The organism is Gilliamella sp. LMG 34361 (assembly GCF_984569075.1).
This window is the reverse complement of the sequence record NZ_OZ474903.1, coordinates 352,236-376,949: the sequence shown is the minus strand read 5'-3', so window position 1 is coordinate 376,949 and position 24,714 is coordinate 352,236. Positions and strand designations below refer to the sequence as shown.

Genomic DNA, 24,714 nt, shown 5'->3' with positions numbered 1-24,714 from the left:
AGAAAATTCTCTATGATAAAAGTAAAGGGGATTTAATTATGAAAAAAATGACTGAACATCAAATAGTAGCTATTTTAAAAGAAGCTGAAGCGGGTATTCCTGTCAAAGAGCTCTGTCGTAAATATGGCATGGGTAATTCAACTTTCTATAAATGGCGGGAAAAATATGGCGGAATGGAAACATCGGATATCAAACGCTTAAAGGAGCTTGAGGCTGAAAACCGTAAGCTTAAGCAGATGTTTGCCGAACTGAGCTTAAAATCCCAGCTTCAGGAAGAAATTATAAAAAAGCTTTAGTGCCCACAAAAGCACGTAAAACGTGGGCACAGCAACTACAACAAAATCATTCTATTAGTATTGCTATGAGTTGTGCCATTGTTGGCTTAAGCCGTTGTGCTTACTATTATCAACCTAAGTTACTGGATGATTCGGTGATTGTTTCGGTGTTGAATGCTATCACAGACCGGCATTTACGCTGGGGCTTTCCTAAATGCTTTAATCGTATCAGAAAGCTCGGCTATAAATGGAATCATAAACGAGTATATCGGGTGTATTGTGAATTAAAGCTTAATCTCAGGGTAAAGCGCAAAAAACGCATTCCTCCACGAACCCCAGAAAGGCTATCAGCACCCAATAAACAAGGTGAATGTTGGTCAATGGATTTTATGAATGACAGTAGTTGTAATCAACGTCACTTTAGGACATTCAATGTCATCGATGACTTTAATCGTGAGGCGCTAGGCATTGATATTGCTGTAAGCTTACCAGCAGGGAGAGTTACTTAGATAAATTGGCTGAATATCATGGGTATCCATTAAAAATACGAGTCGATAATGGGCCAGAATTTACAGGAAAAACCTTTATAAACTGGGCTAAATCCCATGATATAGCCATTGATTATATCCAGCCCGGTAGTCCTTATCAAAATGGCTATATTGAACGATTTAATCGTACCTATCGTACTGAAGTACTCGATTTATATCTTTTTAACAACTTAGCACAAGCAAGGAGAATAACCGAAGAATGGTTAACGATTTATAATACCGAAAGACCGCATGAGGCATTAAATAACATGACACCGATTGAGTATAAAACACTAAAACAAGCAGCATGATTTTCTACTTGAATCTTGTACTAGGTTTGGGGTATTTACAATTTGACATGGTAAAAATTAAACTTAATAACATAAACAGTACTATTTTATATTTCATTGCATCAACCTTATTTGAAAGAAACCGAATTAAATGCTTTTGCTTTATTTATTTTCTCAAAATTTGTTCGTCATTCGGCATAAGAATTAGTCACCAAATTGATTTTTTTATTACATTATCAACATTTTCGCCTTTGTTACCCTTATCTGCTTGTTTATAAATGGTATTAGATAACCAGAAATAAACACCTAATAATAAACAATCTTTTGCAACAACCAAATTCGGATTTGCAATAAGTTAACTTTAAAAATTTATCTTGTCGTTCGAGTTTTTTTATTAATCTGAGACACAAGCATCAATAGCGGAACAGTGAAGCCAATATGTATTTGAACTTAATTAAGGTATTTATCAATTTTTCTGGTTAAATATTTGCATAGCTTATTTATTTTAAAATTCACTATATAAATAATATTTTTAATATTCATCATTCAAACAATTCTATATAAGATTATTTTTTTGATGGGACAAAGTTGATTAACTGCTTCTAGTTTTGGCTGATCATTATCAGTCTAATGCTATGCAGTACGCTTATATCTTTCTTCTATTTCTTATGTATTTACCTAGCTTATAATGTGATCAATCACAATTTTATTGAAGCACATATTATTTAATTATCTTAAACAAATAAGATGTTTTTTTAAAACTCATCTCCAACCTCTACTACAGCTTTTTCGCAATCCAGTCTTTCTTTTTTGGTACATTGCCTTAAATAATAATAATCATCATCTGGAATGGATTCACAGTACTTATCTATATAAGTATATTTTTTTTCTTTATTATTAAAATAATATAATTTTTTTAATAAAACATTAGATGAATAAGTAATTACATCACCACATGTTTTTGTATTAGTTGCTATTTTATTTTCTGGATCAAACTGAATCGAATATCCTTCTAAATTCGCTTCAATATATTTATTTTGTGACTCATCATAGATGTAATATATTTGCGGAACATTGGGGGCGAAGGCCTCGGCACCCTGAAGAAAAAATCATTTTCATTACCATCAAAATCACCAATTTGTACAGCATGAAAAGTATAAAAAATATACCCTTTTGAATTCTTTATGGTTTGTAATAGCTCGCCACTTTTTTTACTGTAAACATTGATGCCAGTAATTTTAATATCTTCTTTTTTCTTTTTGGATAATATAACTTTAAAATAAAAATCTTTGGTTGAGCTTCTTTGTAAAAATTCGATATTTTTAAACTCAGTATTATCAAATAACGTTTTAGATTCTACTTGATTTATCCCATAACCGTTTTCACTAACAACATTAAATTCAAATTCTTTTTTTAATTTAAAATCACCAAATGTCTCTGAATACCCAAATAAATAATTACTTTCTGATTTTAGCTTAAACAATGATAATTGCTTTCTTTTTTTTGAGGTGCTCCAATATATCCAACTTCATATGTTTTATCTTCAATATAAATAATATCAAAGATACTATCGTACGTGGCAAACAAATAAAATTCAACTTTATTTTCTCCCATATTTCCGCTGTAGACACGATAGACTGCTTCTGTTACTTGCGGAATAAGAAAAACTATTATCATTATATATTTTATTGTATTCATTATGATATTTATCTTAGTTTTTTAACAATTTATCCACCTTAAACAAGTTAATTATTTGTTTTAAGGCTCATCTCCAACCTCTACTACAGCTTTTTCGCAATCCAATCTTTCTTTTTTGGTACACTGCCTTAAATAATAATCATCACCATCTGGAATGGATTCACAGTACTTATCTATATAAGTAAATTTTTTTTCTTTTTTATTAAAATAATATAATTTTTTTAATAAAACATTATATGAATAAAGAACTACATCACCACATGTTTTTGTACTGGTTGCTATTTTATTTTCTGGATCGAACTTAATTGAATATCCTTCTAAATTCGCTTCAATATATTTATTTTGTGACTCATCATAGATGTAATATATTTGCGGAACATTGGGGGCGAAGGACTCGGCACCCTGAAGAAAAAAATCATTTTCATTACCATCAAAATCAAAATCACCAATTTGTACAGCATGAAAAGTATAGAAAATATACCCTTTTGAATTCTTTATGGTTTGTAATAGCTCGCCACTTTTTTTACTGTAAACATTGATGCCAGTAATTTTAATATCTTCTTTTTTCTTTTTGGATAATATAACTTTAAAATAAAAATCTTTGGTTGAGCTTCTTTGTAAAAATTCGATATTTTTAAACTCAGTATTATCAAATAACGTTTTAGATTCTACTTGATTTCTCCCATAACCGTTTTCACTAACAACATTATATTCAAATTCTTTTTTTAATTTAAAATCACCAAATGTCTCTGAATACCCAAATAAATAATTACTTTCTGATTTCACCTTGTTTAAGCTAAAATCAAAATTTTTAATAATTAAAATATCTTTATCACTAACTGTATCAATTGTTGTAAAGTCTTTAAAATGATAATCGTTTTCTTTTTTTTGAGGTGCTCCAATATATCCAACTTCATATGTTTTATCTTCAATATAAATAATATCAAAGATACTATCGTATGTGGCAAACAAATAAAATTCAACTTTATTTTCTCCCATATTTCCGCTGTAAACTCTATAGATTGCCTCTGTTACATGCGGAATAAGAAACATAATTATTAATAAAGATTTTACAATGTTCATATCCTTGCCTTTAGTTTTGTTTATAAAATTTATTACCTTTTATTACTGCGTCTTTTTGATCTGTTTCATCTATTGGATTTAGGTTGACAAAGAAAGCGGGGTTTATTTTATAACCTAATCTTCTTATTTCTGTATTTGTTTCATTCTCAGTTTTATTACCAGTAATTTTCATGGCGATTTCTAAATGCAAATGTGTATTTGGAAGGTCTTTTGCATTACCTGTGTCAGATGTATATCCAATATGATCACCTGCTTTAACCTTGCAACCAACTTTTATTCCTGATACTTTTTTAGTATCATGTAAATGACAATATCTAATATAAAAATAATCACTATCAATATCAAAATTATCGGCTTGGACTATTTCATTTTTATCTTTACCCGAAAACTCTAATGTATAATTATTTCTTGATGCACGTAAATCATCACCTTTGACTTTTAATACAATGACATTGCCATAACCACTTTCGCTCTTATCTTGAACAATTTCACCATCTAAACAAGCAAAACATGGTGTACCAAGACGGGCAAATATATCTAAACCAGCATGAGATTTATAACCGTTATTTCTGACAAGTCCAAAAGCACCATTCCAAGCTCTTTGGTTTTTATAATTGTTATAAAGAGTCCGTTGCGGATTTTTTAAAGGTTCATGCCAAGGGCTGGTTTTAATCTTAAAATAGTTAATTAACATTATCGGGTGTATAAACCATGCTTTACCATCAGCAGAAAGATTGCTTAGTTCAGGTGTTTGTGGGGCTTGGTTGTTTGATGATTGGGCTTGCTGGGATTGTGCTACTTCTCGCCACCAAAGGGAGGGTTTAATACGTTGCTCTTTTTCCAACTGCCAAATTGAATTAGTTTTCTCATGCACGTCATCCACCATGTTTAAGGCATAATCTCGCTTATAAGGTATCGTTATGTTATTTTCATCTAACTGTTTTTCAATTAAATTTCTTTGTTTTTGTTTTTCCTCCTCAAATAAATCATCTATTTCATTCCATTTGGTTAGCGCTTCGTCTGCATACCATTCACTTTCATATTTTATTATTAAGTGACCTATCATTTCAGCTGTCCAACTGTTGCGAAGACCGTCTTTCAGATATTCAACAGTAAAAGGCGGCAGTGCTTTTTTTCGCTGAACAGAATATAAAAGGGATTGAGTCAATATTTTATGCAGCTTCTTCATTGAATCGGTATAATCTTCAATATCCAATGTTGCTGCTCGGTTGTCGTTGACTTTAGTATAAAATTCTCCCACAGCAGCTTTTTCGATTACTGTCTCAAATCCTTGCCAATGCCAGGGGCTGATTCGTTTAACGTGCTCTTGAGCATCTTTTTTGATGTTTACCCAACCTTTTATTGGCATACCCTCTTCATTTCCTGCGGTCACATTTACCCATATTGAACCCGTGCTTTCATCTTCTATAGCGATTAAATTCTCATTACTTAATGAATTTAATGACACCGTCCGTGGATAATGTACTGTGTTATCTTTGGTTGCAGGAGGTAGATTATCAAGTGATAATGGAAAATTATTCCAAAAAGGAATAGCGTTATTGAATATTCCAATTTGTCCAAATAAGTGAGAGACATCTTTTGACGTTACCCAATAATGTTTAGTTTCCACACAAAAACGTATTTTGACAGATGAGCTAGTGTGATCAATTTCAATCAGTTCAACCTTATCTGGAATATCTGAAATGGTTAACTGCGGATAAATGTCATTATATCTATTTTTTAACCAATATCTTTGGTCGGCAGTTAAATTAATTTCTTCATTCTTATTCGACAACGAGCCCGCAAGTTCTTCAATATTTATCAATCTATATCGTTGTGTTATTAGATTATTTTCAGCATAGTATTCCTTTGAATTTAAAGTATATTCCAGATTAATTTTAACGTAATAATTATCTTTATCACTAATAAACTTTATCCCTAATCCTGAATTTAAGTTACCATTTGCTTTTGATTCTTTTATCAATCTTGCCTTTTTTTCAACTAGAACTAGATTTTTTTCACTTTCCGGTAAACTATCGGCTAATTCTCGTGTTTTGGTAATAAATGTTGGTAAATCATCACAGGTAAATAATTCAACATGTAACAAAGGCGGTAATTTTTTATCTGATGGCCGTTTTAACTTTGGTATCGGTAAGCTTTTTAATGCCTCAATATGGTCTTTTTGGCGTTGATTATGCCCAATATAACCGATAAAATCGCCACTTGAAATCGCAATCGGTGATTTTAATACCACAATATCATTGAATTTTTCAGGTTTAAACGTGAATGAAGTCAGTGAGGTCACTTTGACATAACCTTTATGCGGTGCATCTTCACTGCCATCTTCTTTTTTTAATAGGTCTGGAACTTCACATCCTTCAATTTTACGAATTTTAGCGTAGCCGTTTTCTTGGCCATCTAATTCAAATGTTGCCGTTAGTGGTAAATAAGTCAATTTTTGTTTATCATCAGCAGTTTCATATACCGCTATGCCCTTTACCTGCACATTTGACTTACCAACAGTGTTATTGTCTTCTTTTAAAACTTCATAATCTTGATTGGCATCTGCTGTGTTTCCGGTTGGTAGCGGCGATAGGTCCTTATGCCAAACATAACCGGTAATATTACCTAATTGTTGTTTAAATTCGGTTGTGGTTACCAATGTCCCTTTTGATATCGAAACAATTTTATACCAGCCTGCTTTTCTGTGTTTTTCACCTAAACGAATTTTACTCCCTTTTAACAACAGACCAACCACTTCGGTTCCTTTGCCATCGGTTCTAATTACACTACCACAAACCGTATCCCCCTTATTCTCGTCAGCTTTTCCTGATTCAAGGTCCCAATAGTGAGGATATTGTACGTTTGTTGTTTCATCTTTCATTTTTCTCTGATAACCATACCAATCGAGCTGATGCATATACAAACTGTATAAGGTTATTGCCGGAGGCTCATCTTTTGCATCAATTGCTTTTGGCATTTGTAATAGGTGTCTGACTAATGTGAAACCAGTGGAAAAATAAGAAACTTTTTCTAGCTTGGCAAAAATTAAATTTTCTTCTGGATAAGTTATTTTAGGGTAAACATCATTTATACGATAGGCAATGACTTCACCGTTAGCCATGCAATGTAATTGCTCATCATTACCAAGTTTGTTTAACACTTTTTTATCAAGATGAATGCCGCCATGCCATAAACCATTTTCTCCAAATGGATAAAAACCATGATCAGCTTCGGATAATGCCCTATAATAGGTATCTTGGCTTAATTCTTTTTCACCTACTGGAAAAATGAATTTCGTTGTTTTTTTTATGGACATTTTATTATTCCTTTATTAATTATCCCGAAAAATTAACATAATGACTGTTTATTAAGCGTACTATAGACACTTCTAGTTCATTTTTGGTAAAATTACGCTTCTCGTTATCTTGTGTAGTAGGCCCCATTTTCTGCAATGCATTACTTTTTATATAAACATTATCAGCCGTGCCCAGCTCAATCCCGGAACTGCTGATTTTGATATATGAACCACCGCAGATTAATGTGATTTTTTCACTGGCGGTAATTGTCATTTCTCCATCAACACTGTCTATTTGAATATCTTGTTTGGCAGCCATATTCAGGTCGGCATTTTGTGCCTGTACCTCAACATCGCCCTGATTGGCAAAGATTTTCATTCCTGATTTATGGGCAAATAGACCGATGGATTCACCTGACGAGATGGTGATATTTTTTAATGCATTAATGTCAGTTTGGTTTTCACTGGCTACCGATACACTGTTCGAGGTTGACAGTTGGATGTTTTCCGGACTGGTTAAAGCTATCCCCTCTTGTGCATAAGCTATAATGCCACTTTGGGATAACTGGGTTAATGTCGCTTTAAGTTGCTCTTGACTGTCGGTATCCGCACCATGGGCTTCAGATTCGGTGGCGGCATTTTGTAAGGCTTTGGCAATCGATAGCGCATTTTCCAGCTGAGTAATGGCTGCTTGCATATCAAGCTGTTTGCCCTGTGCCTTAGGCGTGGTCTGACTGGTTAGGTATAAGCCTTTATTGGCAGCAATCGCCCCCCATTCATCAGTACGCAGCTCAAACCCTTCACCACGTCGGATTTTGTTTTGGTCAACTAAATGCCCGATATTAAGCTGAGATTTACCATATTCGGTGGCTAACTTGATGTGCTCTTGTCCGCGCTTATCATCCATCCGTAACTTATTATTCGCCGGTGTGCGAATCACATTACGATGTTTGTTTATGGTGGTCACATGGTCAGGGTGAGTGCTGTCATGCATCGCATGCGCGATATAAGGTCGGTCAGGATTACCATTAGTAAAGGCAACCGCAACTTCTGTACCGTCAATCAATGGAAAGTGAAAACCATAAGTACTACCGGCATACGGTTTAGCTAGCCTTAGCCATAAGCTCTCTTTACCGTTTCGCCACTCTTTTAAGTCAAAGTTAAATTTAACCCGATAGCGCCCTTGGGTATCAATATAACCATACGTGTCATTATCCGGACTGGTCACCCGTGCCGGTAAGGTGCCATCAATGGTCGGGAAAGGAATTGGCTCCGGGCGGTAAGATTTTGATGGCTGGTAAGGTATGGCGGTAAAACTCAGTTCATATGCATCACTGCGGTTTCCCTGACCTTGCACCGTCAATATCATTATCCCTTCATCTATTCCGGCAATGGTACTGCCTTTGATGCGAATATGTTGTCCCGGCGCTAAATTGGCTTGGTTACTCTTACCCCGGATAAGAATTTGACGGCTTATTGCTCGCTCATGACGAATACGGGCATACCATTCACCACTTTCAACGCTCTTACCCGCCTTACCTATATTACCTATACTATCCGTATTACTTGCACTAACAAAACTAGTGCTAATAGAACGACTATTATCGTTATTATTGTCGTTACTGTCTTGACTGTCGTCGGTATCGATATTGTCACTGTTTTCATCATCGTCATCATTATTTAGAGGGGCACTATCAATTCTATTATTGCTGTTACCATTGCTATTTAACCCTTTATAGTGCTCATCATAACGATAATCGGTGCCATAAGTGGTGTTATCTTTCAGTTGACTGTTAACTTCACCCAGTAAATTCGCCGATGCATCTCGATAGTTATACTCCTGTACTTTTACCGAAGTTTCCACCATTTGACTGTGTAATGACATATCCCAGACACTTTCAACGCCGTTATCCAGTGTGTCACTCGGTTGTTTGCAGACAATATCCGCCACCTGCTGATAACCTTGTTCATAATCACTGATAACCATCACATCACAATTGTGTTCACCATGTGCTTCAAAGCGGAAATAGACCCCCACATCAGCAAGCAGCCTTTGAATAAACTCAAGGTCACTCTCCTGCCACTGGGTGATAAACTCTCGCTCCGGATATTGCTCTTTAAGCGCTAAATGATAATCAATCCCTGTATAACCATGACCACGCAACACCTCTTCAACCACACTAATAACGCTTTGATTTTGAAAAATGGCACAGTTATGACTTAATGCCAGTTTGGCCAATCGCGAGGACAAAACAACTTGATAACGCGCCTCATCTTTACTGACTGATAATTGACTGAACTGGGTTATCACACCATACAGCGTGCGTGAGCCACCTTGAGAGAAGAGTGAGTTTAATAAATTGAGCGGGTTGAGTTGGGTTAAAGAGTTAATTGAATCAAGTGGATTGGATGGTAGAAATTTATCTAGCTGCTTTAATGACTCAGGCGGTTTTAGTGCATCTAAAGGATTAACGGAGGAGAGAGAGGAAAGAGAGTTAAGTGCCTTAAGTCCTTTATTAGCAAAACCACTTAAATTGTTGGGAATAGCCGGGTTAAAAATTAAATGGGCATTTTGATTAAGAAATGACGCAACAGACAGATGTTTATTCGAGCTAGTGAAGGTAATGGTATAATGCCAAGGCTGGTTAAGTTGCTCATTCCCTTCAACCTGCAAGACTGAAAGCTCAGCCGATAAACCATCAATATTTAATGTATAACGATTGTGACCTGCTCCATTAACTAAACCATGCTTTCGACCACGACTTAAATCATTGCCCAACTGACTAATCAAATTGGTTAATCCTTTATCCATGTTATCCTCAATATATTTTATGTATATAGCAAATACAACTGTGTTTTATTGAATTATTTTAAGGTTATTAATAGTTATTTAGTGTAATTTTTCACTAAGGATTTATTATTATAAGTAAAACGATTTAATGAATTTACATTAAAAAAATAATCTAAATATGAATATAAAATACACTGTTGTGCGTATTTTTCAATATGCTTTACATTTCTTTGAATTTCAATTAAATAGATAACTCGGTGATACTGTTAATAAATAAAATAGTATTAAAAACTTGTTACCTAAACATGTTCAAGCAAGGATTAACAAAATTTTACTTTTTTAGATTTTTTATTGAATATTTTTATTAAAAGTTATATCTATAAAAATCTGTAAATACCCCCATTGTTAGTGCACAAACCAGATAGAAAATCATGCTATTGGTTTCATGTTTCTATTGGTGTCATATTATTTAATGCTTCATGCAGTCTTTCTGTGTTATATATCTTTAACCACTCTTCGGTTGTTTTTCTTGTTACAGCTTTCCCTGATAGAAAAATTATGAGTAAATATTTATGTGAAATTTCTTGGGGAACAGAAGTTTGGATTGCCGAAGCACCTACACATATGATTCATTTTAATGGTGATAGATTTTTAGCTCCTCATGATTAATATAAGGGAAAATATATGCTGGAAAAGAGAATTCAAGATCAAAATGTACAGTTGACAGCAGAAGTTGAAGTAGCTCGCAAATAAATAAAAACTGATAATTTAAGTATGTCTATAGGTGAAATTATTAATTTGGATAGGCTACACTAATTCGTACAACTTTTTTAAGGGATAAGATAAATGTAAATACCCCAAACCTAGTACAAGATTCAAGTAGAAAATCATGCTGCTTGTTTTAGTGTTTTATACTCAATCGGTGTCATGTTATTTAATGCCTCATGCGGTCTTTCGGTATTATAAATCGTTAACCATTCTTCGGTTATTCTCCTTGCTTGTGCTAAGTTGTTAAAAAGATATAAATCGAGTACTTCAGTACGATAGGTACGATTAAATCGTTCAATATAGCCATTTTGATAAGGACTACCGGGCTGGATATAATCAATGGCTATATCATGGGATTTAGCCCAGTTTATAAAGGTTTTTCCTGTAAATTCTGGCCCATTATCGACTCGTATTTTTAATGGATACCCATGATATTCAGCCAATTTATCTAAGTAACTCTCCCTGCTGGTAAGCTTACAGCAATATCAATGCCTAGCGCCTCACGATTAAAGTCATCGATGACATTGAATGTCCTAAAGTGACGTTGATTACAACTACTGTCATTCATAAAATCCATTGACCAACATTCACCTTGTTTATTGGGTGCTGATAGCCTTTCTGGGGTTCGTGGAGGAATGCGTTTTTTACGCTTTACCCTGAGATTAAGCTTTAATTCACAATACACCCGATATACTCGTTTATGATTCCATTTATAGCCGAGCTTTCTGATACGATTAAAGCATTTAGGAAAGCCCCAGCGTAAATGCCGGTCTGTGATAGCATTCAACACCGAAACAATCACCGAATCATCCAGTAACTTAGGTTGATAATAGTAAGCACAACGGCTTAAGCCAACAATGGCACAACTCATAGCAATACTAATAGAATGATTTTGTTGTAGTTGCTGTGCCCACGTTTTACGTGCTTTTGTGGGCACTAAAGCTTTTTTATAATTTCTTCCTGAAGCTGGGATTTTAAGCTCAGTTCGGCAAACATCTGCTTAAGCTTACGGTTTTCAGCCTCAAGCTCCTTTAAGCGTTTGATATCCGATGTTTCCATTCCGCCATATTTTTCCCGCCATTTATAGAAAGTTGAATTACCCATGCCATATTTACGACAGAGCTTTTTGACAGGAATACCTGCTTCAGCTTCTTTTAAAATAGCTACTATTTGATGTTCAGTCATTTTTTTCATAATTAAATCCCCTTTACTTTTATCATAGAGAACTTTCTACTTTTTTGCTGTACTATTTTAGGGGATAGTTACAAGATAGCTTTTATTTAAATTAAAGTTATTTAATATTAATTTGTTATAGTTTTATTTCGATTCCACGTCCTAGCACCAATTCCAAAAAAGATACCAGCTTAAAGCTGTTTTTTTATGTCTAACTCCTTTTCAAAGCTACCTTTCAAAGAATTTTCTTTGTCAAACATCAACTGAGATTCCCTCCATATGAAGTGTAAAATCGGATACAAACCCGGATACATTTGGTTCGATAATGGCGTGTATCTATAAATATTGTTAACTAATTTAATCCGTTAAAACTTTATCAAGACGCTTATAATCTTGACGATAAGCATTGAGGTTTCTAACTGACTAAATAATCAACAATAGTGATTATTTAACACTATTAACTAAAAAGTTAAATCCAATGCGATTGTAGTGATATAAATAATAGGTAATATTGGTGTATATGAAGTTACTTCTGTTGCTCTATTTTCATTGTCGAGAAGCTAAGGATTCAAGCGGTATCATAAGTAACAATACAACAAAGTTTCAGGGATTTTGACTACAATTTGTTGTATTTACCACAGTTTTTTATCATCAAATAAGCGGTTAAAACTTGTTGTATTTGAGATTGGATAAGTGACATAAATCGCTTTGCTAGATTTTTTAGAAGGAAAGTTCATAATTTTAAGATTTTCATAAAACTGATACCCTAAAACATATCCCAATAGATAACCGATAAAGACTTTTTTGCCATCATCTGTTGTTACTTTGTCATTGATAAAAATTCTGGTGTATATATCTAAAGACAAATTTATTTCGGCATTGATACGTTTTAGTTTCCTATCAACAAAACCTACTCTTTTTTGCAGTGGTATCATTTGCCCAGAATTCATATCATAGCGAGTAACCATATACGGCGCTTCACCACATGATATTTCTAACTATTTTCGCTTAATATAAGTGTCCAAATCATCATTAGCGTATTCTTTGTCAAGAATATCATTTTGTTTTTGCACAACCCAAATTGGTGTAAATACTTCCGCTTTTGATTTCGTTCGTTTTTTTGCTGCTCTCGCGGTTTTAACGCCCGTGGCATGATGATTTTTGCCATGTTACCGGTGATTAACTCAGGTCTTATCTGAGCAGATGGTGCATAGGCTATATGGTTATATTGGCTATAATTATCATTGGCCCAAATAATATTATTTATCTCATCGGCTGTAGATTCGTTCTATCAATTAATAATATGTTGAATATTTCAGGCAATTGTTTTCTTATGTTGCTTTCTGAAATATCAGTAACCTGATAGTCACGATTCAATTGCTCATCTTTATATAACTTATTATTGAGATTAATTATTTTGTTTGGCATACAACTCGTTTCATCCAAAGATATAATTTTAGATATGTTGATAATAGTTACAGTAATAGATCCTATAAATAAATCAGATTGTTGCTGTAATTTCCTCGAATGCTCTATGTTTTAGCATAAAATATTTCATTTAAACTAATTTTATAAATACTCAATTTAAGGATGCGTTTAATTCACCAGTATAATCATTTAAAGCTAATTTAGCTAATAACATTGCTAGTCGTAGCCTAGTGAAGGTGGATAATTAAAGGAGAAGATGACAATATTACTTAGTTGGTTGTTATTCCTGAAGAAATAACAACCTAATTATATATAATGCGAATAATTTAATTTTTAATTAATAAGTTTTTGGCGAGTAAAAAGTTACCTATTGTTGCACTACCATTATTTTCAACTGACGGGGTTTTTACATATTTATCAATATTTTCAATGGTAACATAATTATTTAACAATTTTTTAAAATGCATTTTTATTCGATCTAGCATGTGATGTTGGCTCATTACTCCGCCACCAACAATGACTAACTCAGGTCTAATCACTAAGGTCGTATTCAAAATAGCTTGAGCAATATAGTATGCTTGAATATCCCAAACATCTGAACTAGCATCTAATTCTTGGCCTTTTTTACCCGTTCTTGCTTCAATACTTGGTCCTGATGCCAGCCCTTCTAAACAATCACCATGTAATGGACAAACACCTTTAAAATTGACATCTAACGAATGTTTTTTTATTAATTGATGCCCCATTTCTGGGTGACCGACACCACCTATAAATATACCATTTTGAATAGCGCTTCCTCCAATTCCAGTGCCAATTGTGTAATAAACCAAATTATTACATGAGTTTAAATACATTTCACCATAAGCGCTTGAGTTAACATCCGTTGTGAAAAAGATAGGTATATTGAGTTCTTTCTGTATTGGTAAAACAATATTTACATTAGTCCAACCCTGTTTTGGGGTATTTAATATACATCCATACTGCTCACTAGAAATATCAAGATCTACTGGCCCAAAACTACCTATCGCTAAAGCATCAACGCGATTTTTTTCAAAAAACACAATGACCTTTTTTATTGTTTCTTCATAAGTTGTGGTTGGTATAACCTCACTAATAATGATCTCATTATTTTCATTACCAACAGCACAAATAAATTTGGTGCCTCCCGCCTCAACACTACCATATCGTTTCATTATTTATCTCCATTAAATATTATTCATTACATTCAATTAGAACTAGCAGCTAACTAAATTAAAATGTAAATTTTTCATCCTAGTAATCATCAAAATACCTTACATTATTTTTGTATATTATATATTAGCTACATCAAAATAGAGCCACCAGATAAAGCTCTCTAATGGTACTTAAATCAATCCACCTTTTTGCTTATTCATTGGTCAGCCTAAATCAGGTTGAATATCGAGAATATATTTATTTTCAGCAAATTGATTCGACTAAAATGGCTCTCATTACGCCAACAATTTTTTTAATATCACCAACATAGCAGAGCAGCTCTTTAGCCCTCATATTGTTAAACCAAACCATCTTAAACTCTCTTTATCTTCAAGCTGTTAGAACTTTTACATACTTTTTATATTGGTCAATAACCATTTTATCGACAGCTTGAGTTGTTATTAAATAATCGACCTCTTTCAATTGAGCAAAGCTAGATTTTGAATCAATATTAAATTTACTTGAATCAATTAGCGCAATAGATTGTTGGCATTTAGCTAAAAATCTTTTTTTGTCGACAACTTCATTGTAATTATAATCAGAGAACCCGTTTTTTAGTGAAACACCTGAAGCTGAAAAGAAAAACTTATCAATATTAAAAGCATTAATAACGCTATCATCAAAAGAGTTTTGTATGGTATTTGATTTTGGTTTTAAAACACCGCCAATGATAATAACCGTTAAATTCGGATTTTCTTTTAACTTAATTGCGATATTGATACCGGTAGTAATAATCGTAATTTTGATATTAATATTTATTAATTTATTGGCGATTTCATTACTTGTTGAACTAGAATCAATAAGAATTGTATCTTTGTGTTTAATTAAAGATATCGCTAAATTAGCAATGCTCTGTTTTTCCTTCAAATTGAGAGCTTTTCTTTCTTCATAAGGTGTTTGATGTATAAATTTATTCGATAACACAATCCCGCCATGTGTTCGCTCTATATCAGGAAAATTTGCACAAATTATATCAATATCACTACGTATAGTCGGCATTGATACGTCTAATAACGCGGCTAACTCTTTAACAGTAATCGATTTATTTTCTATTACTGTTTTCAAAATAATCTGTTGTCTTTCTTCAGCAAACATAATTAGTTACCTTAAATTTTGATTTATCTGAATAATACACAAAAAACAAAATAAAATAAAACAAAAAAAACCAATAAACATAAGAAAACAAAACAGCCATAAAAAGAAAATAAAAAAAACAATTGACACCGATAAGAAAGAATAAAATAATAAAAGAAAGAGAAGAAAAAGAAAAAAAGAAAAATGTTAATAATAGCAATTTAAGGAGTAGTTTATGTTAATCACTGGTAAACAAATGCTAAATATAGCAAGAAAAAATAAATTTTCTGTTCCAGCTTTTAATGCGGGTAGTGGGCAATTACTTACCGCAGTCATGGAAACGGCTGAACGCCTTAACGCACCATTTATAATGGCTATTCACCCTGATGAACTTGCTTTCTTAAAAGATAGTTTTATCAGTCAAGTTATTTATGAAGCTAATCACAGTAAAATCCCTATTTGTATTCACTTAGATCATGGCGCCAACATGCAACAAGTCGCCCATGCCATTCAATTGGGTTTCACCTCAGTAATGATAGACAGTTCACATCAACCATTTGATGAAAATATTAGAATTACTAAAGAAGTCGTAAAATTAGCACATAGCGTTGGCGTGTCAGTGGAAGCAGAGTTAGGCACCATTGGTGACACCGGTTCTACCGTGGAAGGGGGAGCCAGTGAAATTATCTACACCGATCCACTAAAAGCCAAAGAATTTGTTGAAGAAACAAAAATTGATTCTCTTGCGGTAGCCATTGGTACATCACATGGTATTTATCCAAAACACTTAGTTCCTAAATTACGTTTAGATATTCTAGAAGAAATTTATAAGCTGGTCTCAATCCCATTAGTACTTCATGGGGGGTCTAGTAATGCTGATGATGAACTTGCTGCTTCGCTAGATTTAGGCATTGCCAAAATAAACATCTCTAGTGATATAAAAATCTGTTTTGCTAATAAATTACGCGAGATGTTAAATGGAGGCAATAACGAGATTAGAGAGCCTAATGTTTTATTCCCACCTTGCATGCTAGAAACGCAAAAAGTCGCGGAGCAAAAAATTAAATTATTTAAAGCAGATAATAAAGCATCATTATATTATCGATAAGTTTTAAGACTATATAAGAACAAATAGCTAAATGCTTGTTCATATTAATAAATGTAAGCTAAAAGCCGGTTAATTGTCGACCGGCAACAAGCAACGGATTATTACATTTAATAAGAGGAAGAGTTTATGTCATTAAATAAAATTTTAGATGAACAAGTCATTGCCACAAATATTGATGCAAAAAATAAAAATGAAGCATTACTGATTTTATCAGAGAAACTACTTAATGCTGGCTATATTAATGATATTAGTTCATTTCTGGAAGATATCTATTATAGAGAATCATTGGGAGCAACAGGTATAGGTAATTATATTGCAATTCCTCATGGTCAAAGCAATAGCGTACTACGAAATGGTATTGCTATCGGGAAATTCAACCAAGAAATTGAATGGGAAACTCTTGATGATAAAGGAGTTAAATTAATATTTTTATTTTCGGTCAGCGCTAATAATGACGGTGCGAATGAACATCTCATGTTGTTAGCACAACTAGCCGGTAAGCTTGGTAATGATGATGTTATTGATAGATTGTTAGAAGCAAATGATAGTCAGGAAATTAAACAAATTTTCACTAGTTACTAATAACAAATTTATCAACAAGGAATTGTAATAAAAATAGGACAAAGGCTATGAATATTATTGGAATCGCTGCCTGTACCGCAGGAATTGCACATACTTATATTGCAAAGGAAAAATTAATCACTGCCGCCAAAAATGCTGGGCATAACATACATATTGAAACTCAAGGTACGATAGGCGTACAAGATGAAATTCCCGATGAGTTAATTCAAAGTGCTGATATTGTTATATTAGCTATTGATGTAAAAGTATCTGGAAGAGAACGATTTGCCAACAAAAAAATCATTGAGGTCCCCACAGAAATTGCCATAAAGTCCCCCAATAAATTAATTAAGAAGATCGAAGAAGCTATTTCTCAATAATCTTACAGGTGAGGTTGCACATGAAGATGTTCAAATTAATAGAGTTAAAGCGTCATGCTCTAACAGCTATATCATATTTAATACCCATTGTTGTCAGTGCTGGTTTTTGTCTTGCTATAGGTAGTTTATTTGGTGGGCAAGTAATGAATAGTTTCCATGATGATTTCCGATTAGTTGATGCGCTTTCAACAATGGGGGTTCTGGTTCTTGGAATGTTACCGGTGGTTATATCTACGGGTATATCTTATTCAATCGCTGATAAACCAGGTATTGCTCCCGGTTTTTTGACCGGACTAATTGCGATTAATATCGGCGCAGGCTTTATCGGTGGTTTTATCGGTGGCTATATTGCTGGTTATATTGCTTTACTTCTCAGAGAGAAAATTAAAGTACCACATTGGGCGGAAGGGCTAAGACCAGTTTTAATTATTCCTTTATTATCGGCGTTTGCCATGGGTCTCATAATGTACTACGTTGTCGGCACCCCAATTGCTGCATTCACTGAATTACTTATGGACTACTTAAAAAATCTTAATACGAGTGAAAAAATTGTATATGGATTAATTATTGGTGTTCTTTCAGGAATTGATTATGGTGGCCCAATCAATAAAACCGTGGTCATGTTTTTACTTTCATTAGGTCCAAATGGTTATGAACCAATGGCGGTTATGATTTTAGCCTCAATGGTAACGCCTTTTGGTATGACAATCGCTTACTTTATGCAAAAAATATTTTCTAAAAATATTTATACCAACAATGAAGTTGAAACATTAAAAGCGGCATTTCCAATGGGGGTCTGCCAAATCACAGAAGGTTGTTATCCGATTATCTTTAATGACTTACTCAGATGTTTAATAGCAACTGGCGTTGGTGGTGCTGTTGGTGGTGCAATTAGTATGGCATGTGGTAGTGCGACACCAGCACCTGCTGGTGGGCTATTTGCAATGGTGACAATGGTCAATCCTATCCAATGGTTTATTGCCTTAATGGCTGGCTCACTTGCTACCGCAATTATATTATTTGTACTGAAAAAACGAGTCAATCTAGATGATAATAACGAACTCACTATTGATGACGAGAAAGATATTGACTTAGATTCAATAAAAATCAGCTAAATCTATAAAAATTGGATGGTTATGCAAGACATTATCGATTAAACCATAGCCATCTAAATACTAAATATAGACTTAGTTATATGAGGTGTATTATGTTAGTTAGTGAAGATTATAAGAATAATGTCAAAGAGTTATATAAAAAATCTCAACTTATTCTAACTGAACAAGAGTTAAATAATATAGAGTTTGCTGATTTCGGTTTAAATAATATTGAAAATGAAGGTTTAAATTTAATTATTTATATTAATACTGACCGATATTGTGCCAAAGAAATGGTATTACTACCTAACCAAACCTGCCCTGAACATCGACATCCTGACATCAACGACAGCAGAGGAAAACAAGAAACATTTCGTTGTCGATGGGGTAAAGTATATTTATATGTTGAAGGTGAAAATAAAGGCAGTATATCTTGTACTTTACCACAGGGTGGTAATCAACAATACTACACTGCTCGCCAAGAGATTGAATTACTCCCTGGTGAGCAATATACCATCGACCCAAATATTAAACATTGGTTTAAAGCTGGGCCTGAAGGTGCTGTAATAAGTGAATTCTCATCAACCAGTTATGATGAATTTGATATTTTTACCAACCCAAATATCAATAGAGTTTGCCAAGACCAAATCACATAAGTGAAATGAACATGTCATGATAATGACTTAAATTTTACCGTACTATAAAGCAACCTAAGAACAACCATAATAAAGGGTTTATTTATCATAATTATCCGTAAAAATAAGATTAAATAGACCCTATACACATTAGGTAACCAACAGATTAATAACATTAGCTACTAACTAAATCTGACTATTGACTATTAACAATTACATTAAGCAATCAATCTAAAAACAAAAGACAAGCAATCCAGATTAAAAGTACTGCTGTGTTAAAAAAATAACTACCGATAAATCATATTAACAACATTGTATCTGTAAAATCTAATCAAATTAAAACGTTATCCTATTGGTAGCCAGTTTAAACTGTTTAAAAAACTTCTTTAATTATTATTCGAAAGGTATATACCTATTTATTTTTTGATAGTATTGAAAAACATTTTTAAAGCTACCTTCCAACAAATTTTCTTTGTCAGCTAATTAATAATGATCCAATATGTTTAGAACATAATAAAATTTGTTGGCTAGATATTAATGAACTAAATAATCTTGATTGGGCTGAAGCTGATTTACCGATTGTTTCATATTTGCAGAATATTGAAACAGATCTAAATGAACAATTAACCATCGAATATTAAAAGCAAATGATAAAGTTGCACAACGATTATTAGCAATAATCTTTCATTTTGGTATTAATTATCGATATACACATTAAAGCTGACTTTTGTTTGCTTGATTTAATGTACAATACGAATGATATGTAGTATTAAATAGAGGATTTCTTCATTTGAAATCGTGATATTAAGCTGATTGATTAAATATTTTTTAATGACATTTGCACATTTAAACTCATCTGGATATTGCCTAATCACCTGTTGAAAAACAAAATCATTATCAGATTGTAGCTGCTTCTGCTCAAAAATACGCTGAATAAAAAACTGCATATGAGTTAAAAAGCGTGAATAATGTAACGATTGTTTATCTATTCGAATTGCAAAATTAAATTGAATAATATTGAATATATCCTTCAACATTTTAACGGACAATAACGTGTGCTGCATAGTTTGTTGATGTGATTGGCCGTTAACTAAATGAAAGGCTATGTTACCGGCTTCCTCCTCAGGTAAACTAATATTAAGACGTTGGTTTATATAGGTTATGCCGTACTTTGCAACTTCAAACTCTTTAGGATAAAAGCTTTTCACTTCGTATAACAAGCGATTTTGAATAACCACTCCTGAATAATATCTTTCAATAGCATAATTGAGGTGATCTAATAAGGTAAAAAATAGCGTTTCTCTAAAGGTAGTTTGTAATGTTTTGCTCGCATAGTCTAACAAAAATCTCGTTAACTCGATGTAATCATCAGGTAATGATTCAATTAAGTTAAGATAACCTTGAATATCTGTTATTTGTTGTAAAACAAAACATTTCTCAATCTGCTCAGCATCAAGCAGATCACCAACTTTAGCATTAAAACCGATCCCTTTTCCCATCAGGATCACCTCGTTATTATCACTATTTTTGGATAATACTAGGCTGTTATTTAAAATTTTATCAACTTTAAATGTTATCATAACGGTTACGTCAATTTATCCAACTGCCCATTAGCCTTAATTAACTTCTGATACCAAAAATAACTCTTTTTCTTGATACGTTTCATATCTTTTAAATCAAATTCGCCACGATTTACATAGATAAAACCATAACGCTTACCATAACCTTGATGAGTACTTACCACATCAATAACAGACCATGGGCAGTAACCAATAAGTTCAACACCATCAGTGATAGCCAATTGCATTTGGGTTATATGTTGGCTAATAAAGTCGATGCGATAATCATCGTTAACAGTATTATCTGCATTAAGTTTATCTGGAGCACCAATGCCATTTTCAGTAATTAGAATGGGTAAATTGTAACGTTCATAAACTTTTCTTAAGGTTAATCTTAACCCAACAGGATCAATTACCCATCCATAAGCCGTTTTGTCGACAAAAGGATTTTCCGCTGCTCGATAAACGCCCTGTTCACCCAGCATGATTTGTTGATCGCCAGCTCTGGCTGATATATCGGAAGCATTTCCTTTACTGGCGGCAATTGTTGCTGTTGAATAATAATTTATGGCAATAAAATCAGGTTGAGCATTTTTTAATACAACGAGATCCTCTGCCAAAATTGTTGGGCAAAGTCCTCTATCCTGTAAATAACTTAAAAATAACGCATTATAACGCCCCAAAATAGCGGTATCGAGGAAACTCCAACATCGAATAGTTTCCCAATTATGAGCAGCAATAGCATCTTCAGGTCGGCAAGTTTCAGCATACATTGAAGTAATATTTAATGCTGGCCCAATTTTAGCATTGGGACAAAGAGTGTGGCATAGCTGCATAGCTTTAGCCTGAGCGATAAACATATGGTGATTTTGTTGATAAAGTGTTTTCTTATCTGGTAATTTACCATTTTCAGGAACACCAATTGCACCAGGATGAAGAATCATGGTGTTTTGTTCATTAATTGTTAACCAATATTTAACTTTTTTACCAAAATTTTGGAATAGAACTTCAGTATATCGGACAAAAGCATCAATGGTTGAGCGTTCGCTCCATCCACCTTGTTTGTCCAATTTATAGGGTAAATCAAAATGATATAGAGTTACTATCGGTTCAATATCATAACGTTTAAGTTCATCAATTAAGTTATGATAAAAATCTAATCCTTGTTGATTAACGTCACCAATACCATCTGGAATAATACGCGTCCAAGCAATAGAAAAACGATAGGCTTTTAAGCCTAATTCGGCAAAAAGCCGTACATCTTCTTTATAATGATGATAGTGATCACTTGCTACTTTAAAATCGGCTACATCTTCAGGATGACAATACATATCGACAATTGACGGAGATTTTCCATCTTCATCCCATGCCCCTTCAAACTGATAAGCCGATGTTGATCCTCCCCATAAAAAATTTTGAGGAAACGGTTTTAATGTTTTATAGAGCATGATTATCACCTTGATTTGCTTTTTTAACTAATATCAGATCATCACCTATTGCCACCATATTTTTCTTAAAATTTTCAACAAAATACTGATCTGAATGTAAAATAATTATTGGGGTAGTTGTCATATAACCAGCTTGATTGATAGCAGCTAAATCAAATTCAATTAACTCATCACCAATATTAACCCGCTGACCTTGTTCAACTTTAGCTGTAAAAAATTGGCCACCTAACTTAACGGTATCTAGTCCTATATGGATCAAAATTTCAATACCCTGATCACTTTTTATACCGATCGCATGTTTTGATTCAAGTAAACTAACAACCTTACCACTAATTGGTGCAACAACTTTACCTTGATTAGGCTCAATGGCTATACCATCACCTATCAAATTTTTTGAAAAAACATCATCTTTTACTTCTGATAATGGTATTACTTTTCCTGTTAAAGGACTGCTTAAGATAACATTACTCAAATCAGCAGCGACAGGGTTATTTGTTGAAGATAATGTTGATTCTGTATCAATAGTTTTAATCAAATCATCCTCATCAATTGGATCATCAAATCCCATAAACCATGTCAATACAAATGTTACGACTATCGCAATACAACATGTCACCAGAGCATGAACAATATTCATCGGATTATCGCCTATAAAAGCAGGTAAACCAGCTAATCCTGGTGATACAAAAGCATAACGTAATAATCCAGATACCCCTGCATAAACGCCAGCAACTCCACCACCTATCATTGAAGCGATTAATGGGCGTTTTAGCTTTAAGGTTACGCCATACAATGATGGTTCAGTAATACCTAATAATGCGGTGAAACCAGCAGAATACCCAAGTTGTTTTAGATTTTTATTTTTAGTTTTGATTGCTACACATAATGTAGCTGCACCTTGTGCTATATTTGAGGCTAGCATACCAGGGCCATTAATCATTTCAGAACCATTACGGCTTAATTGTCCTGTTGCAATTGGTGTCATTGCCCAAGCTGTACCGGTAATAATTAAAAATGGCTGTAATCCGCCCATTAACATTGGAATTAACCAACTAGCTTTACTATTTATATAACCCGCCCCTTGTGCAACTAAATCATTTAGTAAGATGCCAAATGGACCAATAATTACTAATGCTAATGGCCCTGCTATCAATAGAATAATCATTGGTTTGATAAAAAATTTTATCATTGATGGAGTCACTTTTTCAGCAAAGCGCTCAATATAAGACATTGCCCATACGGTAATAATGATAGGTAATACAGAACCTGCATAATCGGCTAATTTAACCGGGATACCGATAAAAGAAACATCTTGACCCAACGCCATTAATTTTCCTAAATTGGGGTGTAACATTGCACCTGCAATAGTCATAGCTAAAATAGGATTACACGAAAATTTACTTGCAGCACCATAGGCTAACAAAATAGGCATAAAGAAAAATGCCGCATCAGCCAACATATCCAACAAATAATAGGTATGGCTATCTGGCGATAACACCCCCATTAACTTACATATAGCTAATAACGCTTTAATCATCCCCGCACCAGTTAATGCAGGAATTACAGGAGTAAATGAAGTGGATATAATGCCAATAATATATGAAAGTATCCCTTCTTTCTTTTTGCTTCTTACCTTGCCATGTTCTTGGTTAGATAAATTCTGACTAATAGCTTGATACACTTGTTGGACTTCGTTACCAATCACTACTTGGAACTGCCCACCACTATCTACAATACTAATAACACCAGTCAATTTCATGATTGCATCACAATCAACGATATTTTTATCAAAAAGATCAAACCGTAAACGAGTTGCACAATGAGTCAAGGAATTAACATTACCTTTTCCCCCAACTAACCGCAAAATTTGTATTCCTAACTGTTGATAATCCATATATACACTCACTCTAAAAGATCCAAAAAAAAAGACCAAAACAAAAACTCACCTTCTAGATAAGTTTTTGTTTTGGTCCTGCCTGAATTAAATCAGTAACATGCCTTAATGGATCCGATAGTATATATAACTAATATTTATTTCAAATTAAAATTCAAGAAATGTGATCTATATCTTATTTTATACAACTTAAATAATTACATTGCTATACGTTAATTAACCGTGAACTTTAATATTTTTACTAATTTTTAAGGTGCTTTCAATTTCAGTTTTGTACAATCAATTGAACTCTTTATTGAATAAAATAACCCAAATAATCCACTGTGAATAATCACTAATCATCTTTAGGGGAATGTATTGAAGAGATAACTAAATCAGCAAAAAGAAAATACACATT

Annotated in this window: 17 protein-coding genes and 2 pseudogenes; 7 read left to right on the top strand and 12 right to left on the bottom strand. The window is 33.4% G+C overall.

The features are described from left to right. Positions 1-38: 38 nt before the first annotated feature. Positions 39-1,113, top strand: a pseudogene (locus AC5LXI_RS01905) (IS3 family transposase). 991 nt (positions 1,114-2,104) lie between these two features. Here AC5LXI_RS01905 and AC5LXI_RS01900 read toward each other — a convergent pair. The 5 genes from AC5LXI_RS01900 to AC5LXI_RS01880 are packed head-to-tail and all read right to left on the bottom strand — an operon-like array spanning position 2,105 to position 9,983. Beyond that, positions 2,105-2,575 (bottom strand): hypothetical protein, encoded by a 471-nt coding sequence (locus AC5LXI_RS01900; protein ID WP_493443294.1) that lies wholly within the window; start codon positions 2,573-2,575, stop codon positions 2,105-2,107. Further along, complete coding sequence (locus AC5LXI_RS01895) at positions 2,563-2,790, bottom strand: hypothetical protein (RefSeq protein ID WP_493443293.1); 228 nt, start codon at positions 2,788-2,790, stop codon at positions 2,563-2,565. Before AC5LXI_RS01895 ends, AC5LXI_RS01900 begins: the two co-directional genes overlap by 13 nt. Before the next feature lie 60 nt (positions 2,791-2,850). Beyond that, positions 2,851-3,873 carry a hypothetical protein gene (locus AC5LXI_RS01890; protein WP_493443292.1) on the bottom strand — a complete coding sequence of 341 codons (1,023 nt, stop codon included), beginning with the start codon at positions 3,871-3,873 and terminating at the stop codon, positions 2,851-2,853. 10 nt (positions 3,874-3,883) lie between these two features. Further along, positions 3,884-7,192: a M23 family metallopeptidase gene (locus AC5LXI_RS01885; protein WP_493443291.1), complete on the bottom strand. Its 3,309-nt coding sequence runs from the start codon at positions 7,190-7,192 to the stop codon at positions 3,884-3,886. Positions 7,193-7,211: 19 nt separating this feature from the next. Continuing rightward, the gene (locus AC5LXI_RS01880) at positions 7,212-9,983 is read right to left on the bottom strand and encodes a type VI secretion system Vgr family protein (RefSeq protein WP_493443290.1); all 2,772 of its coding nucleotides are present in this window, start codon (positions 9,981-9,983) and stop codon (positions 7,212-7,214) included. Between the two features lie 387 nt (positions 9,984-10,370). Between AC5LXI_RS01880 and AC5LXI_RS01875 the strand changes: the two genes are divergently transcribed. Further along, entirely contained in the window at positions 10,371-10,631 is a 261-nt protein-coding gene (locus AC5LXI_RS01875; protein WP_493444231.1) for a BsuBI/PstI family type II restriction endonuclease, read from the top strand. 218 nt (positions 10,632-10,849) lie between these two features. Here AC5LXI_RS01875 and AC5LXI_RS01870 read toward each other — a convergent pair. The 4 genes and pseudogenes from AC5LXI_RS01870 to AC5LXI_RS01855 all read right to left on the bottom strand — a co-directional run bounded on the left by AC5LXI_RS01870 (position 10,850) and on the right by AC5LXI_RS01855 (position 15,659). Continuing rightward, a pseudogene (locus tag AC5LXI_RS01870) lies at positions 10,850-11,924 on the bottom strand (IS3 family transposase). 611 nt (positions 11,925-12,535) lie between these two features. Further along, positions 12,536-12,871 carry a hypothetical protein gene (locus AC5LXI_RS01865; RefSeq protein WP_493443289.1) on the bottom strand — a complete coding sequence of 112 codons (336 nt, stop codon included), beginning with the start codon at positions 12,869-12,871 and terminating at the stop codon, positions 12,536-12,538. A gap of 786 nt (positions 12,872-13,657) precedes the next feature. Further along, the gene (scrK, locus tag AC5LXI_RS01860; protein ID WP_493444230.1) at positions 13,658-14,527 is read right to left on the bottom strand and encodes a fructokinase ScrK; all 870 of its coding nucleotides are present in this window, start codon (positions 14,525-14,527) and stop codon (positions 13,658-13,660) included. Between the two features lie 367 nt (positions 14,528-14,894). Next, a complete protein-coding gene (locus AC5LXI_RS01855; RefSeq protein ID WP_493443288.1) occupies positions 14,895-15,659 on the bottom strand; it encodes a DeoR/GlpR family DNA-binding transcription regulator in 765 nt (254 codons plus the stop codon). 214 nt (positions 15,660-15,873) lie between these two features. Between AC5LXI_RS01855 and AC5LXI_RS01850 the strand changes: the two genes are divergently transcribed. The 5 genes from AC5LXI_RS01850 to AC5LXI_RS01830 all read left to right on the top strand — a co-directional run bounded on the left by AC5LXI_RS01850 (position 15,874) and on the right by AC5LXI_RS01830 (position 19,437). Next, positions 15,874-16,746, top strand: a complete 873-nt coding sequence (locus AC5LXI_RS01850) for a ketose-bisphosphate aldolase (protein ID WP_493443287.1) — start codon at positions 15,874-15,876, stop codon at positions 16,744-16,746. A 126-nt stretch (positions 16,747-16,872) separates the two neighbouring features. Beyond that, on the top strand, positions 16,873-17,328 hold the full coding sequence (locus AC5LXI_RS01845) for a PTS sugar transporter subunit IIA (RefSeq protein ID WP_493443286.1): 456 nt from the start codon (positions 16,873-16,875) through the stop codon (positions 17,326-17,328). 47 nt (positions 17,329-17,375) lie between these two features. Further along, positions 17,376-17,687 carry a PTS fructose transporter subunit IIB gene (locus AC5LXI_RS01840; protein WP_493443285.1) on the top strand — a complete coding sequence of 104 codons (312 nt, stop codon included), beginning with the start codon at positions 17,376-17,378 and terminating at the stop codon, positions 17,685-17,687. Between the two features lie 20 nt (positions 17,688-17,707). Then, on the top strand, positions 17,708-18,802 hold the full coding sequence (locus tag AC5LXI_RS01835) for a PTS fructose transporter subunit IIC (protein WP_493443284.1): 1,095 nt from the start codon (positions 17,708-17,710) through the stop codon (positions 18,800-18,802). Positions 18,803-18,894: 92 nt separating this feature from the next. Then, on the top strand, positions 18,895-19,437 hold the full coding sequence (locus AC5LXI_RS01830; RefSeq protein WP_493443283.1) for a D-lyxose/D-mannose family sugar isomerase: 543 nt from the start codon (positions 18,895-18,897) through the stop codon (positions 19,435-19,437). Positions 19,438-20,156: 719 nt separating this feature from the next. Here AC5LXI_RS01830 and AC5LXI_RS01825 read toward each other — a convergent pair. From AC5LXI_RS01825 to AC5LXI_RS01815, 3 genes are read right to left on the bottom strand one after another with little or no spacing between them, the layout of a single operon-like run. After that, positions 20,157-20,996: a PRD domain-containing protein gene (locus AC5LXI_RS01825; protein WP_034901038.1), complete on the bottom strand. Its 840-nt coding sequence runs from the start codon at positions 20,994-20,996 to the stop codon at positions 20,157-20,159. 5 nt (positions 20,997-21,001) lie between these two features. After that, on the bottom strand, positions 21,002-22,423 hold the full coding sequence (locus tag AC5LXI_RS01820) for a glycoside hydrolase family 1 protein (RefSeq protein ID WP_493443282.1): 1,422 nt from the start codon (positions 22,421-22,423) through the stop codon (positions 21,002-21,004). After that, positions 22,413-24,317 carry a beta-glucoside-specific PTS transporter subunit IIABC gene (locus AC5LXI_RS01815; RefSeq protein ID WP_493443281.1) on the bottom strand — a complete coding sequence of 635 codons (1,905 nt, stop codon included), beginning with the start codon at positions 24,315-24,317 and terminating at the stop codon, positions 22,413-22,415. Before AC5LXI_RS01815 ends, AC5LXI_RS01820 begins: the two co-directional genes overlap by 11 nt. Positions 24,318-24,714: the final 397 nt, after the last annotated feature.

Excerpts from the sequence above, each read along its gene's own strand:
- AC5LXI_RS01850 (WP_493443287.1), top strand. The coding sequence starts at position 15,874 with ATGTTAATCACTGGTAAACAAATGCTAAATATAGCAAGAAAAAATAAA.
- AC5LXI_RS01815 (WP_493443281.1), bottom strand. The coding sequence starts at position 24,317 with ATGGATTATCAACAGTTAGGAATACAAATTTTGCGGTTAGTTGGGGGA.
- AC5LXI_RS01885 (WP_493443291.1), bottom strand. The coding sequence starts at position 7,192 with ATGTCCATAAAAAAAACAACGAAATTCATTTTTCCAGTAGGTGAAAAA.
- AC5LXI_RS01890 (WP_493443292.1), bottom strand. The coding sequence starts at position 3,873 with ATGAACATTGTAAAATCTTTATTAATAATTATGTTTCTTATTCCGCAT.
- AC5LXI_RS01825 (WP_034901038.1), bottom strand. The coding sequence starts at position 20,996 with ATGATAACATTTAAAGTTGATAAAATTTTAAATAACAGCCTAGTATTA.
- AC5LXI_RS01835 (WP_493443284.1), top strand. The coding sequence starts at position 17,708 with ATGAAGATGTTCAAATTAATAGAGTTAAAGCGTCATGCTCTAACAGCT.
- AC5LXI_RS01865 (WP_493443289.1), bottom strand. The coding sequence starts at position 12,871 with ATGGTTACTCGCTATGATATGAATTCTGGGCAAATGATACCACTGCAA.
- AC5LXI_RS01820 (WP_493443282.1), bottom strand. The coding sequence starts at position 22,423 with ATGCTCTATAAAACATTAAAACCGTTTCCTCAAAATTTTTTATGGGGA.
- AC5LXI_RS01855 (WP_493443288.1), bottom strand. The coding sequence starts at position 15,659 with ATGTTTGCTGAAGAAAGACAACAGATTATTTTGAAAACAGTAATAGAA.
- AC5LXI_RS01845 (WP_493443286.1), top strand. The coding sequence starts at position 16,873 with ATGTCATTAAATAAAATTTTAGATGAACAAGTCATTGCCACAAATATT.
- AC5LXI_RS01840 (WP_493443285.1), top strand. The coding sequence starts at position 17,376 with ATGAATATTATTGGAATCGCTGCCTGTACCGCAGGAATTGCACATACT.
- AC5LXI_RS01830 (WP_493443283.1), top strand. The coding sequence starts at position 18,895 with ATGTTAGTTAGTGAAGATTATAAGAATAATGTCAAAGAGTTATATAAA.
- AC5LXI_RS01880 (WP_493443290.1), bottom strand. The coding sequence starts at position 9,983 with ATGGATAAAGGATTAACCAATTTGATTAGTCAGTTGGGCAATGATTTA.
- AC5LXI_RS01895 (WP_493443293.1), bottom strand. The coding sequence starts at position 2,790 with ATGAATACAATAAAATATATAATGATAATAGTTTTTCTTATTCCGCAA.